This window comes from Ventrimonas sp. (genome assembly GCF_048380235.1).
GTDB lineage: Bacteria > Bacillota > Clostridia > Lachnospirales > Lachnospiraceae > Brotaphodocola.
This window is the reverse complement of record NZ_DBFCCJ010000075.1, coordinates 35,373-49,440: the sequence shown is the minus strand read 5'-3', so window position 1 is coordinate 49,440 and position 14,068 is coordinate 35,373. Positions and strand designations below refer to the sequence as shown.

14 protein-coding genes are annotated in these 14,068 nt (G+C 51.1%); 10 read left to right on the top strand and 4 right to left on the bottom strand.

What is annotated here, in order from left to right:
* Positions 1 to 196: 196 nt before the first annotated feature.
* The 4 genes from ACMP1L_RS11665 to ACMP1L_RS11650 all read right to left on the bottom strand — a co-directional run bounded on the left by ACMP1L_RS11665 (position 197) and on the right by ACMP1L_RS11650 (position 3,026).
* The gene (locus ACMP1L_RS11665; protein WP_118732595.1) at positions 197 to 739 is read right to left on the bottom strand and encodes an NADH peroxidase; all 543 of its coding nucleotides are present in this window, start codon (positions 737 to 739) and stop codon (positions 197 to 199) included.
* A 104-nt stretch (positions 740 to 843) separates the two neighbouring features.
* On the bottom strand, positions 844 to 1,239 hold the full coding sequence (locus tag ACMP1L_RS11660; protein ID WP_118732594.1) for a Fur family transcriptional regulator: 396 nt from the start codon (positions 1,237 to 1,239) through the stop codon (positions 844 to 846).
* 106 nt (positions 1,240 to 1,345) lie between these two features.
* On the bottom strand, positions 1,346 to 2,284 hold the full coding sequence (locus tag ACMP1L_RS11655) for a LysR family transcriptional regulator (protein WP_118732593.1): 939 nt from the start codon (positions 2,282 to 2,284) through the stop codon (positions 1,346 to 1,348).
* Positions 2,277 to 3,026 (bottom strand): phosphatase, encoded by a 750-nt coding sequence (locus tag ACMP1L_RS11650; protein ID WP_475544545.1) that lies wholly within the window; start codon positions 3,024 to 3,026, stop codon positions 2,277 to 2,279. Before ACMP1L_RS11650 ends, ACMP1L_RS11655 begins: the two co-directional genes overlap by 8 nt.
* A gap of 171 nt (positions 3,027 to 3,197) precedes the next feature.
* On the opposite strand from ACMP1L_RS11650, the gene ACMP1L_RS11645 reads away from it, so the two are divergent.
* The 10 genes from ACMP1L_RS11645 (at position 3,198) to ACMP1L_RS11600 (ending at position 14,057) form a co-directional block, all read left to right on the top strand.
* Positions 3,198 to 3,923, top strand: coding sequence for a S1 RNA-binding domain-containing protein (locus ACMP1L_RS11645; RefSeq protein WP_418453107.1), 726 nt, complete (start codon positions 3,198 to 3,200; stop codon positions 3,921 to 3,923).
* A 65-nt stretch (positions 3,924 to 3,988) separates the two neighbouring features.
* Entirely contained in the window at positions 3,989 to 4,651 is a 663-nt protein-coding gene (locus ACMP1L_RS11640; RefSeq protein WP_373242354.1) for a GTP pyrophosphokinase, read from the top strand.
* A gap of 3 nt (positions 4,652 to 4,654) precedes the next feature.
* Positions 4,655 to 6,457, top strand: a complete 1,803-nt coding sequence (locus ACMP1L_RS11635; RefSeq protein WP_418453106.1) for a glycerophosphodiester phosphodiesterase family protein — start codon at positions 4,655 to 4,657, stop codon at positions 6,455 to 6,457.
* A 27-nt stretch (positions 6,458 to 6,484) separates the two neighbouring features.
* Positions 6,485 to 6,943: a D-aminoacyl-tRNA deacylase gene (dtd, locus tag ACMP1L_RS11630; protein ID WP_177303327.1), complete on the top strand. Its 459-nt coding sequence runs from the start codon at positions 6,485 to 6,487 to the stop codon at positions 6,941 to 6,943.
* A gap of 63 nt (positions 6,944 to 7,006) precedes the next feature.
* Complete coding sequence (locus tag ACMP1L_RS11625) at positions 7,007 to 8,407, top strand: aminopeptidase (protein WP_177303328.1); 1,401 nt, start codon at positions 7,007 to 7,009, stop codon at positions 8,405 to 8,407.
* 107 nt (positions 8,408 to 8,514) lie between these two features.
* The gene (gene tig / locus ACMP1L_RS11620) at positions 8,515 to 9,579 is read left to right on the top strand and encodes a trigger factor (protein WP_418453105.1); all 1,065 of its coding nucleotides are present in this window, start codon (positions 8,515 to 8,517) and stop codon (positions 9,577 to 9,579) included.
* 49 nt (positions 9,580 to 9,628) lie between these two features.
* The gene (locus ACMP1L_RS11615; RefSeq protein WP_373242359.1) at positions 9,629 to 10,216 is read left to right on the top strand and encodes a xanthine phosphoribosyltransferase; all 588 of its coding nucleotides are present in this window, start codon (positions 9,629 to 9,631) and stop codon (positions 10,214 to 10,216) included.
* On the top strand, positions 10,213 to 11,013 hold the full coding sequence (locus ACMP1L_RS11610; RefSeq protein ID WP_418453104.1) for an HAD hydrolase family protein: 801 nt from the start codon (positions 10,213 to 10,215) through the stop codon (positions 11,011 to 11,013). The genes ACMP1L_RS11615 and ACMP1L_RS11610 overlap by 4 nt, the downstream gene beginning before the upstream one ends.
* Positions 11,014 to 13,596 carry a hydroxymethylbilane synthase gene (gene hemC / locus ACMP1L_RS11605; RefSeq protein WP_418453103.1) on the top strand — a complete coding sequence of 861 codons (2,583 nt, stop codon included), beginning with the start codon at positions 11,014 to 11,016 and terminating at the stop codon, positions 13,594 to 13,596.
* Entirely contained in the window at positions 13,593 to 14,057 is a 465-nt protein-coding gene (locus ACMP1L_RS11600; protein ID WP_418453102.1) for a precorrin-2 dehydrogenase/sirohydrochlorin ferrochelatase family protein, read from the top strand. Before hemC ends, ACMP1L_RS11600 begins: the two co-directional genes overlap by 4 nt.
* Positions 14,058 to 14,068 lie beyond the last annotated feature (11 nt).

The following is a 14,068-nucleotide window of genomic DNA, read 5'->3' as shown; positions in this document are numbered from 1 at the left end:
GCTTTCCGGGATTTTCAGCATATCAGGTGTTTGCATCTTGAACACACGTGTACGAATGCAGCGGATGTAGTCCGATGCAGGCGAACGCGTGTTGTGAGAGCAAGCAAACAACGATATGTGAAAATAGAGGAAGGCGGTCTCATTCTCTTCCGGACCTTTATTAGTTCCGTCTAATTGCTATTTGGAAATCAGGCAATTAACCGAAGTATCTCTTTAACAGGCCCTCAAATGCCTTGCCGTGTCTTGCCTCGTCTCTTGCCATTTCATGAACGGTATCATGGATTGCGTCGAGATTTGCTGCTTTTGCGCGCTTAGCCAGGTCAAATTTACCCTCGGTTGCACCGTGCTCTGCGGCAACTCTCATCTCCAGGTTCTTCTTGGTGGAGTCGGTAACAACCTCACCTAACAGCTCTGCAAACTTTGCAGCGTGCTCAGCCTCTTCGTAAGCTGCCTTCTCCCAGTAAAGGCCGATCTCCGGATAGCCCTCTCTGTGAGCAACTCTTGCCATAGCCAGGTACATACCTACCTCGGAGCACTCACCCTCGAAGTTTGCTCTTAAATCTGCCAGGATATCTTCGCTGACGCCCTGAGCAACGCCTACAACGTGCTCTGCAGCCCATACCATTTCGCCTTCCTGCTCTTTAAACTTGGAAGCAGGTGCCTTACATACCGGGCAGAATTCCGGTGCAGCGTCTCCCTCGTAAACATAACCACATACTGTACAAACCCATTTCTTCATGACTTTTCTCCTTTACATGTGAATATTTGATATGGTTTTGGCCCGGATACCGGTACTGACCTGCCGGTATCTGTCCGTGATGCTCTGTGTAACCTGTGTGATACTTAATGGCCTTCCTTCTGAAAGCAGTTCGCGCAGCGTCCGAAAAAGAAGACAGTGTGGTCTTCAATCTGGTCTGCGGTACAGCTCTGTGCTTTCTGGTCGATGTCGGCAAGCGGTTCCATGGGAAGGTCTGTGACAGCACCGCAGCTTCTGCATACAAAGTGGTAATGCAGGCTGGTATCTGCGTCAAAGTGGTCCTTTCCATCTCCAAAGGCGAGCTTCTGTGCCTCTCCCAGTTCTACAAGAAGGTTTAAGTTTCGGTAAACCGTACCGAGACTGATGTTTGGGAACTCCTCGCGAATGCTTGCGTATACGGCGTCTGCGGTCGGATGATCCTTGCGGCTCATAAGACTTGCTTTGATGGATTCCCTCTGACGACTGTATTTTAATGTCTTCATGGCAGCTCCTTTTCATCAATAAATAATAGTAATAATTACTATGATTGAATTATAGCAAATGCGGAGCAGGATGTCAATCCTTTTCTCCGCATTTGCTATAAAAATTTTATATCATTTTCTTTGCCGTTTGTATGAATTCTTTGGTAGCCTGTGACATATAATGACCCTTGTGGTAACCGATGGCCAGAACGCCGTGAGCCTTTGGATGATCCAGGGAATAGAAGTTTAACGGACCCTGTCCGTTTTTCAGTTCCTCGATCTCAGCCTGTCCGGAGATGAACATGCGTGGATAGAAGGTGATGCCCATGCCTTTTTCAGCCAGGGCCAGCACCGTCTGGATATTCTCGGTTTCCAGCACGATATTCGGCGTGATCTGTGCTTCTTCGAACATTTCGTCTGCGATAGTACGGACGCGGTTTCCCTTGTTGATCAGAAGAAATGGGCAGCCGGCCAGAAGCTTTAAGTCCGTGTGTTCTGAAAGCTGTTGTTTTATCTCCTTTAAGCGGCCCGGGAACGCATGCTCCAGCACAATGTCAGGAACAGCCAGCAGGATTTCCTCTTCACAGATTGGTACGGTTTCGACATTTTCTACTTTAAAGGGAAGCATGTCAATGATCAGGTCAATATTTCCGTGGAGCAGGTCATTTGCCAGCTCGGAGGAATTGCCCTCCACCAGCTTCAGGTCGATATTCGGAAAGCGGTCCTTAAAGACCGGCAGGATTTCCGGCAGGATGACGCGACCTCTGGTGTGGGAAAGCCCCAGGGTGAGCTGACCCACAGAGAAGTCCTTGATATCGGAAAGCTCGCGGTAGGTCTCGTCCCGCAGCTCCAGCATTTGTCTGGCCTTAGCCTTCAGTGCCTGACCGGCATAGGTCAGGGTCAGGGGCGTGGTGCGGTTGAAGAGGATGACATCGAATTCTTTTTCCATATTGGAGATATGGTTGCTTAAGGATTGCTGGGAAATGAACAGCTTTTTGGCAGCCTTGGTAAAGTTCAGCTCTTCGGCGGCTACCAGAAAATATTCCAGGTTTAAAAAGTTAATCATGTGCCTGACCTCCCAGATAGAGTGGTTTATGTAAATACGGGATATACTCCGCAGCTTTTTCAATGGAGGTGTTTACGACCAGCTCCTCCGGGAAACCAATCTCATCTAAAAGTGCCTGTGCGCGGGTGTGGTTTCCAACGTCGGCATCGCTGTGCGCGTCACTGTCCATAATGACAGACACCTTGTACCTGTGGCACAGCTCCAGCATCGTGATATAATTCTCTCGTGCATTTAAACGATGGCATTCCGGGTGCAGGGAGCTGGAATTGACCTCAAGAAGCACATGGTGCTCTTTTGCGGCGCAGACTAGGGTTTCGTAGTCAATGGGGAAGCGGCCGTCATCCGGGTGGCCGATGATCTGGACCGCAGGATTCTTCATAACGCCGAGATAGGCAGCTGTGTTCTGTGCTGTGGTCCCGCTGTCATAGCAGGGTTCATGGATGCTGGCAACTGCATAGTCCAGGCCGGCAAGATAGCGCGGCTCAAGGTCGACATTGCCTTTGTAGTCGATGATGTTCAGCTCACAGCCAAGCATCAGCTTTACTCCGAACTGTTCCCGGGGAACAACCCTGAAATTGATGAAATAAAACGGATGGCAGGCGCCGGGAATGCGGGGGGCATGCTCGGTTATGCCAAGGAGCCTTACTCCCTTTTCGGAAGCGGAACGGATCATCTCCTGCATGGTGTTGTAGGCGTGACCGCTCATGATCGTATGGGTATGAAGATCTAAAATATCGTGGATCATAGTCATTTCTCCTGATAAAAATATCGTGTACAAACTAATAGAATTATAACACGCTTTCCGGCCAAAAACCAGAAAACTATAGCAAATCTATAGCAAATTCGCAGGAAATATGGTAAAGTTATTATTATGGAATCGTTCCATGCCGGAACGGGAAAAGGAGTAAACATTATGAGTGAAGTAAAAGAAACAATGGAAGATTTTGCCAGCGAGCTGGAAGCATCTTATAAGGAATATGACGCACGCCGCAATAACGCATATCAGGATCAGGAAGGTCCGGATGCTGAGAAGTGGGCAGAGCTTGCACAACAGATGGAAGACAAGACCGTTTTAAAGGTAAAGGTAAAAGAGGCAGTTAAGGGCGGTCTGGTCGCCTATGTTGATGATATTCAGGGCTTTATCCCTGCATCCCAGGCAGCAGATCATTACATCGAGAAGCTGGAGGATCTGGTCGGCCAGCATCTGGAGGTGGTTCCGATCACCGTTGACATGGAGAAGAAGAGACTGGTTCTCTCCGCAAGAGCCGTCCTTCAGGAGAAGAAGGCTGCTGAGCGTGCTGAGAAGCTGGCCGCTGTTGAGGTTGGCTCTGTTGTGAATGGTACGGTAGACAGCTTAAAGGATTACGGCGCATTCGTAAATCTGGAAAATGGTTTAAGCGGACTCCTGCATGTATCACAGATCAGCAATCAGCGTATCAAGCATCCGGGTGTTGTATTAAAAGAGGGCCAGAACGTGACGGTAAAGGTCACCGGCGTCAAAGACGGTAAGATCAGCCTCAGCATGAAGGCACTGACCGCAGAGGGAGAACCGGAAGAGCCGGTTGAGAAATTTGAGTACAAAGAGACCGGTGAAGCAACCACCGGACTGGGAGCACTGCTGAAGGGCCTGAAGTTCTAGAAATTTTCATCCGGCTGAAGTGCATCAATCGTTACTGTATATGGTAATCAAAGGAGGGATAGATATTGGTATATATCCCAAATGCCTACAGTCAGCTGGATCAGTGGAATTCTGTGATGTTTCTGTATGAATCAGCACTGAAGGCAATCAATACAAAAATCGAGATCTTAAACGAAGAGTTCATTCATATGTATGGGCACACGCCCATTGAACACATCAAATCCAGGGTGAAGACCCCGGACAGCATCGTCAAGAAAATGAAGCGCAATGGCTATGAGGTGACCATAGAAAACATGGTAGAAAAGCTCAGCGACATTGCAGGCATCCGCATCATCTGTTCCTTTAACCAGGACATTTACCAGATTGCGGATATGATCGCACGCCAGAAGGATGTTACGGTCCTCTATGTGAAGGACTATATCCGTAAGCCAAAGCCAAATGGCTATAAGAGCTATCATATGGTGGTGACCATTCCCATTTACCTGACGGAGGGTCCGGTAGAAACCAAGGTGGAGATCCAGATCCGAACTATTGCGCAGGATTTCTGGGCCAGCCTGGAGCATAAGATCTATTATAAGTTTGAAGGAAGCGGTCCGGACTCTCTGCAGGCTGAACTGAAGGCATGCGCCGATATGGTAGATATGCTGGACGCAAAGATGTTTTCTTTGAATCAGTCAATCCTGGAGACCCGAAAGGCCCAGGAGGATGAACTGGAACCGAAAGAGTAATTTATGAAGATACTGACAAAAGATACCTGGCAGATCATACGGCAAAACTGGAAAAATATTCTTTTGTTCGAATTTTTATACCGTGGAATCACGACACCGGTTTATATGCGGCTTGTCAGCCGCGGGATCCGGCTGGCGTTGCGGGCAGCAGGGTACAGCTATCTGACACCGGCTAATATCGGGAATTTTCTGATACAGCCGGTAACGCTGCTTGCCTTTGCAGCAGCGGCGTTTGTCGGGATCCTGATCCTGTCACTGGAGACAGCCGGACTGGTTACGGCATTTCAGGGGTCAGCCTATTATCAGAAGCTGACCCCTTTGCATATCCTCTGGGGCGGTCTTCAGAAAATGAAGGATGAGATGGAAAAACGTAACTGGCAGCTGCCGCTGTTTCTGGCAGCCCAGTATCTGCTGATCCATCTGCCCTTTATCCTGAGAACCATAGTCCGTTATAAACCGGCCAATTTCATTTTTCAGGAATTGAAGAAACAGCCGGTGGCAGTGACCTTTCTGATCATCCTGCTGATCTTCGGGATTCTGGCAGTGATCCCACGGTCACTGACCGTGTATGGCTGCATGATCGAACAGAAGCATTTCCACAGCGGCGTGGTGCGCAGCTGGCAGATGACCCATAAACGTAAATGGAGGATTGCTTCTCTTGCCATGTTCTGGGAACTGGCGGTTATCCTGCTGGCTTCGGCTGTTTATGCAGTTTCGGTGTGCGTGGCGGCGGTCTGTGTGGTATATTTTTCCAGACAAAGCCTGGCGATGGCCGTGCTGCTTTCAGCGGCGGACCGTCTGGAGACCGGCATCATTTATCTGGCCTCCATGCTGACATTTGTGATGGTATTTGCTGCGCTTTCCGTGGCGTATTACCAGTACGGGAACCGCAGATTTCATGCAGAGCGCTGGGATTTCGGTTATCCGGCCAGGGGAAGCATAAACCGCAAGACGATGGCAGTGGTGCTGGCAGCGCTGCTCGGTGTTGGACTGTTTTATATTTATGACCTGGTCCGCAATGGTTCCGAGCTTTCAGAGGAGCTCCTGATCGAGACTGAGATCACGGCACACCGCGGCAGCTCCGTGACTGCGCCGGAAAACACAATCCCGGCTATTGAGAAGGCCATGGAAGAGATGGCGGACAGTGTTGAGATCGATGTTCAGATGACTTCTGACGGTGTGATCGTGCTGGGGCATGATGCCAGCTTAAAGCGGGTAGCAGGTGTAAACCGTTCGATTGCATCCATGACCTTTGCACAACTGGAACAGCTGGACGTGGGCTCCTGGTTTTCCAAAAGCTATGAGGGAACGCGGATTCCGGCTCTCAGCGAGGTGCTGGAGCTATGCAGCCAGAAAATCGGTTTAAATATCGAGATCAAATACGTTGGAAAAAACAGTGAACTGCCGGAGAAGACTGCAGAGATGATCAAGGCCTATGGAATGGAGAATCAGTGTGTGGTAACTTCCACAAACCTTCCGTACCTGAGGCGGGTCAAAGCGGTTCTGCCGGAGGTGCGTACCGGATATATCATATCTGCGGCTTACGGAAATTTTTATTCCAGCGAGGATATAGATTTCATCAGTATCCGCTCCGGCTTTGTGACGTCTGCGCTGATGCAGAATGCTCATGAACAGGGTAAAGCTGTCTATGCCTGGACCGTGAACAGCAAAAGTGAACTGGAGCGGCTGACACTTCTCGGAGTGGACGGGATCATCACCGACCGGCCGGTCCTGGCGCGGGAGATCGTTTACCGTGAGGAGGCAACGGAGTCGCTGTTTGAATATCTGAAGCTGGTGCTTCGATAAAATAAGAGAGTTACAGGAGATACAACCATGCGTGTAGTTTTACAGAGAGTGACACAGGCCAGTGTCAAAGTAGACGGTGAGGTTATCGGAGCCATCGGCAATGGCTTTCTGATCCTGCTTGGCGTTTCAGATGAAGATAATGAGACCGTGGCAGACAAGATGGCAGACAAGATCTGCAAGCTGCGGATCTTTGCAGATGAGAACGGAAAGACCAATCTGTCTCTGACGGATGTGGGCGGGGAACTTCTGGTGGTGAGCCAGTTTACTCTGTACGCAGACTGTCATAAGGGCAACCGGCCGAGCTTTGTCAGGGCGGGAGCACCGGATAAGGCGAACAGGCTTTATGAATACTTTGTAGAGCGCTGTAAGCAGTATGTTCCGAAAGTGGAGCATGGAAGCTTTGGCGCAGATATGAAGGTAGAGCTGTTTAATGACGGACCGTTTACCCTGGTGCTGAATGCCGATGAGAACGGAATCGTTTCATAGTCAGATACAATAGAAAAAGGGCGTTCTGCCGGAAGCCGGCAGGAGCGCAGAAGGAGAATAAGCATGAGTGAGAAGGAGAAAACAGCAGGCAGACTGCTGGAAGAGCAGCTGACATTTTGCTTTCCGCATATCGGGAAGGAAGCCCCTGGGCAGATTGAAGAGGCGGCTGCATTCTGTGAGGGATACAAGGCATTTTTAAATGAAGGAAAAACAGAGCGGGAGTGCGTGGAGGCGGCCGTAAAGCGCCTGGAGGCAGCTGGCTACACAGCAGTCGATTTTACAAAACAGTATCAGCCGGGCGATAAGGTGTATTTTGTGAACCGGAAGAAAGCCATCATCATGACCACCTTCGGCCAGAAGCCGCTGAAGGAAGGCGTGCGCATCAACGGCGCGCACATCGACTCCCCGCGCCTGGATTTAAAACCGAATCCGGTTTATGAAAAAAACGATATGGCATACTTTAAGACCCACTATTACGGCGGTATCCGCAAATACCAGTGGGGTACCACACCGCTTGCCATGCACGGTGTGGTCATTAAGAAGAATGGTGAAAGTGTAAAGATTTCCATCGGCGAACAGGATGGTGATCCGGTCTTCTGTGTCAGCGACCTTCTTCCGCATCTGGCTGCAAAGCAGAATGAGAGAAAGCTGAGTGAGGGATTAAAGGGCGAGGAGCTGAATGTCATCATCGGTTCTGTTCCGTTTGTGGATGACAGCGTAAAAGAACCGGTGAAGCTGATGGCGTTAAAGCTGCTGAACGAGAAATACGGTATTACCGAGGCAGACTTTTACCGTGCAGAGATCGAGATGGTTCCGGCACAAAAGGCAGTGGATGTCGGACTGGACCGCAGCATGATCGGCGCTTACGGGCAGGACGACCGCATCTGTGCCTATACGGCCATGATGGCTGAGATACAGGCAAAAGCTCCGGAATACACCACCGTGACGGCTCTGGTAGATAAAGAAGAGATCGGTTCCGAGGGCAACACCGGTATGAATTCGGATTTCTTAAAGCATTATCTGGAGCGTCTGGCCCAGATGCAGGGTGCGGATGTCAAGGATCTCTGCCAGCATACACTGTGCCTTTCCTCTGATGTAAACGCAGCCTATGATCCAACCTTCGGGGATGTGTTTGAGGCAAACAACTCCTGCTACATCAATAAAGGCTGCGTACTGACCAAATACACCGGTGCCCGCGGCAAATCTGCGTCCAACGATGCAAGCGCAGAGACCATGGCGAAGGTGATCGGAATTATGGAAGAGAATGGCGTGTACTGGCAAGCCGGTGAGCTTGGTGCGGTAGACCAGGGCGGCGGTGGAACTATTGCCAAGTATGTAGCACATATGGACATCGATGTAGTAGATCTTGGTGTACCGATCCTTTCCATGCATGCTCCGTTTGAGCTTTCCTCCAAGCTGGATGTGTACAATACATACAAAGCCTTCTGTGCATTTTACAAATAATGAACGAGACCTGAAAAATTTATGAAATTGTCGTGAAATGCTTTTTTTAACGGCCACAATATGCTATAACATATAGAAATATAGAAAGACAAAATGAGGAAGATATTATGAAAAAATATGTGAGACTGACCCTTTGCTGCGCGGCAGCCGTAATGCTGGCATCAGGATGCGGCAAAAAGTCAGATACAGCGGAGGAGACCACCACCGCTGCAAGTGAGACTCAGGCAGAGATCACCGATAAAGGGGAAGTGACAAACCTTGGCCAGTACAAAGGTGTTGAGGTTACCAAACAGGATACCACGGTGACAGAGGCAGATCTTGATCAGCGGATCGCAAGCATTCTGAAGGCGAATCCGGAGGTGACCGAGATTACAGACCGTCCGGCCCAGAAGGGCGACACGGTCAACATTGACTATGTTGGAATGAAGGATGGTGAGGCTTTTGATGGCGGCACCGCAGAGGGTTATGATCTGGAGCTTGGTTCCGGCGTGTTCATTGACGGATTTGAGGATGGGCTGATCGGAGCAAATACAGGTGAGGAGCGCAGTCTGAACCTGACCTTCCCGGAGGACTATGCCAATGCAGATCTTGCCGGACAGGCCGTTGTGTTTGATGTAACCGTAAACAAGATTGAGGAGAAGAAAAATGCGGTATTAGATGACGCATTTGTACAGCGCGTTTCTGATTTCTCTACGGTAGATGAGTTTAAGGCAGATACCATGGAAACTCTTCAGAAGGAGAAGGAGCAGAGCGCGGCACAGCAGGTTGAGGATGACGCATTTGCGGCAGCTATGGACAACTCCGAATACAGCTTAAATGAGGCTGCAGTGGAGCAGCAGTATAACAACCAGGTAAGCTATTATGAGAATATGTTCTCCTCTTATGGCTTCACCATGGAAAGCTACGCAGAGATGATGGGCCAGACAGAGGATGAATTCAAGGCAACCTTACATACTGCAGCGGAAAATGCCATTAAACAGCAGCTTCTGATCGCTGCGGTAGCAGAAAAAGAGGGCTTTACCGTGGATGACGCAGATCGTGAGAGCCTTGCAGAGCGCTATGGTACTGACGTAAAGACTCTGCAGGACACTTATGGCGCTGACATGGTAGATGAGACTGCTATGATCTACAAAGTAGTTGAATTCATCGGCAAAAATGCCGTTGTAAAATAAATACAGAATCCAAACATAAAATACCAGAAAATATAAGGGGGATATCCAGATGCAGCTCTTAAAGGACAGAATTCGGAAGGACGGAAAGATCAAAGCAGGAAACGTATTAAAGGTAGATAGTTTTTTGAACCACCAGATGGACACCGATCTTTTTGTGGAGATCGGTAAGGAGTTCAAACGCAGATTCGCAGACTGCGAGATCAACAAGATCCTCACGATCGAGGCATCCGGGATCGGCATTGCCTGTGTCGTGGCACAGCAGTTCCATGTGCCGGTTGTATTTGCAAAGAAAACCCAGACCAAAAATATTGCGGGCGATGTTTATACCAGCAAGGTAGAGTCCTATACTCATGGACGTGTTTATGACATCATCGTCTCCAAAGAGTTCCTTGGAAAGGGTGATAAGGTTCTTCTGATCGATGATTTCCTGGCAAACGGAAAGGCTCTGGAGGGGCTGGCAGCTGTGGTTGAGGAATCCGGAGCAGAGCTGGTGGGCGCAGGCATCGTGATCGAGAAAGGCTTCCAGGTAGGCGGAGACATCATTCGTTCGAAGGGAATCCGTCTGGAATCTCTGGCAATTGTAGAGAGCATGGATGAGAAGACCGGAACCATCGTCTTCCGTGGAGATGAGGCGTGAGTAAAAGAAAAGCCCTGTTTTTCGACATTGACGGTACGCTGCTCAGCGAGGTGACAAAAACGGTCCCGGAAAGCGCAAAGAAGGCTCTTTCCCTGGCTCGCTCCCTGGGGCATCTGGTATTTATCAACACCGGGCGCTCGTACGGGGAGATTGGACAGGTCCGCCATATTGCGGAGGTGGACGGCTGGCTCTGCGGCTGCGGCACCTATGTGGAATCTGAGGGAAAAACCCTGTTAAACCGGCTGATGCCGGTGCAGCAGGTGCAGCGGATCGCCCGCCTTGCGGTAGACTGCGACGCAGATATTTTCCTGGAGGGTCCGGGGGTGTGCTACTACTGCAGCCAGTCCGGGCGTATGCCCTTTGGCCAGCAGCTGCGGAAAAATTTCGGAAATACCATTGAATGGCTGGAGCCGGAATCAGTATGCGGCGAAATCAACAAGTTCTGCATTCTGACAGATGATCAGAGCGACCGCACCAGACTGTTCCGGAATCTGGATCTGGATATCGCGGTGATCGACCGGGGGGAGGGCTTTTACGAGTGCGTTCCGGAAGGATTTACCAAAGCTACAGCCATTGATGTGGTGTTGGAAACCTACGGACTGACTCTGGAGGATGCCTATGTCTTCGGAGACAGTACCAATGATATTGCCATGTTCGAGCATGTGCCGAATGCGGTACTCATGGGAAAACACAGCCCGGAGCTGGAGCCCTATGCCAGTTTCCTGACAAAAAACGTAGAGCAGGATGGCATCTGGTATGCCATGGAGAAGCTAGGATTATTGAGTGAGGAAGTATAAATGAATAACAACACATTGCGGATCGGAACAAGAAAGAGCCGGCTGGCAATGGTTCAGACGGAAATTGTGCGGGAAGTGATTCTGGCACATTTTCCATTTTTAGAGATCGAAATCGTGCCCATGAGCACAAAGGGCGATAAAATTCTGGACCGTTCCCTGACCAGCTTTGGCGGAAAGGGTGTATTTACCAAGGAACTGGAGGACGCGCTTTTAAAGGGCGAGATTGATCTGGCTGTTCACAGTGCAAAAGATATGCCGATGGAATTTCCGAAGGGTCTGACAGTGGGGGCGGTTCTCTCCCGCGAAGATGCGTCGGATGTGATGGTGACAACAGACGGGACGCCGGTCAGGGACATGATACCGGGCAGTGTGATCGGGACCAGTTCTCTGCGCCGCCAGATCCAGATCCGGCAGATGAATCCACAGGTGAAGGTAAAGCTTCTTCGCGGAAATGTGCAGACACGGCTCGAAAAATTGAAGAGTGGACAGTATGATGGAATTCTGCTGGCTGCGGCAGGGCTGAACCGGCTGGGGATTGGTGGAGAAAATCTGGCTTCCGGGGCAGGTTCGGAGCGGTCCGGGAAGCTGTGCATGGCGGAAACGCAGACAGAAGCTGCAGATCCCCTGTATTTTGAACATCTGCCGATGCAGCAGTTTGTTCCGGCGGCCGGTCAGGGCATTCTGGCAGTGGAAATCCGTCAGGGCGAGCTGACCGAGATCATGCGGGCAATTCATTCTGTGGAAACTGAGGCGGAACTGACTGCGGAGCGGGAATTTCTGACTATTCTTGGCGGAGGCTGCAACGCACCGTGCGGAGCACACTGCAGGCTGGATGAGGCAGAAAACAAGCTTTCCATGCATGTGATGTATGCAAGGGACGGTGTGCATCCGGAGTACCGGAGTGAAGCGGTGCTACTGGATGGCAGCTTGAAGGATTTGCCGGAACAGCAGCGGAAATGGGAGCAGGCGCAGACTGCGGCTACAGGAGCAGCCTGTGCAGAAAGTACGGAATCTGTGCGAATGACACTGCTTACAGGTGCGAAGAAGCTGGCCCGCGACCTGGCAGTTCTGGTGCGCTGCAAACCGGTCTATCTGGTGGGCGCGGGTCCGGGAGACACAGGACTCTTTACAGAGAAAGGACTGGACTGTGTGCGCCGGGCGGACGTGATCGTCTACGATAACCTGATCTCCGGTTCAATTCTGAATGAAGCCCGGCTGGATGCGGAGCTGATCTACGCGGGGAAGCGCTCCGGAAGCCACCATATGAAGCAGGAGGAAATCTCAGCCCTTCTGGTGAAGAAAGCCCTGGAAGGATACTCAGTGGTGCGCTTAAAAGGCGGCGATCCGTTTATTTTCGGGCGCGGCGGAGAGGAAGCGCTGGAATTGTCGAAAATGGATATCCCCTTTGAGATTGTGCCTGGAGTTTCTTCCTCCTACAGTGTTCCGGCCTATGCCGGAATTCCGGTGACCCACCGGGGAATGGCCTCCTCTTTCCATGTGATCACCGGTCATGAGGATGGCAATAAGACAAGTTCCGCGCTGGATTACCAGACCCTTGCAAAGGAAGAGGGAACGCTGGTCTTTCTAATGGGACTGAAAAACCTGGACAAGATTGCAGACAACCTTATTGCAAACGGAAAGGATCCGAAGACTCCGGCGGCGGTGCTGGAGCGGGGAACGACTGCGGCGCAGAGAAGTGTAAGGGCGGATCTGGCGCATATCGCGGAGGCGGCAGAGAAAGCAGGACTCAGAACCCCGGCCATTTCCGTGATTGGTCCGGTGGTGGAATTAAAGGATACCCTGTCCTGGTTTGGGCGGGGTGTACTGTCCGGAAGACGGATTATGGTTACGGGCACCAGGGCTTTTGCACGGGAGATGGAGGAAGCTTTCCAGCCGCTGGGAGCAGAGATGGTGGCTTTAAGTCTGATAGAGGTACGTCCGCTTTGGAATGAACGGATTGCTGAGACGCTAAGGCAGCTTGGCAATTACCAGTGGATCGTATTTACCAGCGGAAACGGTGTGGAGCTGTTCTTCGCCTTACTCCGGGAACAGGGCATCGATCTACGTCGGCTGATGCAGGTGAAGTTTGCCGTAATTGGGCGGAAAACAGCAGAGATTCTGCTACGGCATGGCTTCCGGAGTGATTTTGTGCCGGAGCAGTTTTCTGGGGAAGATTTGGCGGCGGAGTGGATCCCAACTTTGAAACCAGATGAGAAGGTGGCATTATTCCGTGCGGAAAACGGATCGCGGGTATTGACGGAGGCGCTGGCAGCGGCCGGAATTTCCTATGATGATATTGGACTTTATGAGACCTGGACAGATCTGCGCCGCCAGGAAGAGTTAAACCGTGTGATCAGTGAAGTAGATTATGTGTCGGTGGCCAGCAGCTCTGCTGCCCAGGCGCTGGCGGCGATGCTGGAGCCGGAACAGCGGAAGAAGCTGACTGCAAAGCTCATTTCCATAGGTCCGTCCACCACAAAGGCCATGGAGAAGCTTGGTCTGCCGGTCTATGCGGATGCCGTAGAGTACACGGCGGAAGGTATTGCGTCAGTGATCCGGGCAGATGTGGAGGAAATGCTTTGAACTTTCCCTTGTTTATAGACTTGAAGGATAAAAAGGTACTGATCGTGGGCGCCGGAGCCATTGCGGCCCGACGCGCCACGGTGCTTACGGAATTTGGCGCAAAGGTGATGGTGGTAGCGCCGGAGGCAGGAAGCGGAGTGCAGGAGCTTGCGCAGGCTGGTAGAATCGTCTGGAGACAGCATGTATTTGGGGCGCAGGATCTGGAAGAACTGGCACAGCCTTTCCTTGTTATCGCTGCCACCAGTGATCGGGCGGTGAACGACCACATTGTACATCTCTGCCATGAGCGGCATATCCCGGTCAATCACGCCGGAGATCAGACTCAGTGCGATTTCCAGTTCCCGGCCATTGTGCAGAAGAACCCGGTGGTAATCGGTGTGAATGCAGGAGGAAAAGACCATGGACTGGTAAGGCGCGTAGCGGCAGGACTGCGGGAGTGGATTGCCAGAGAAAAATTTTAAAGGAGCGATGC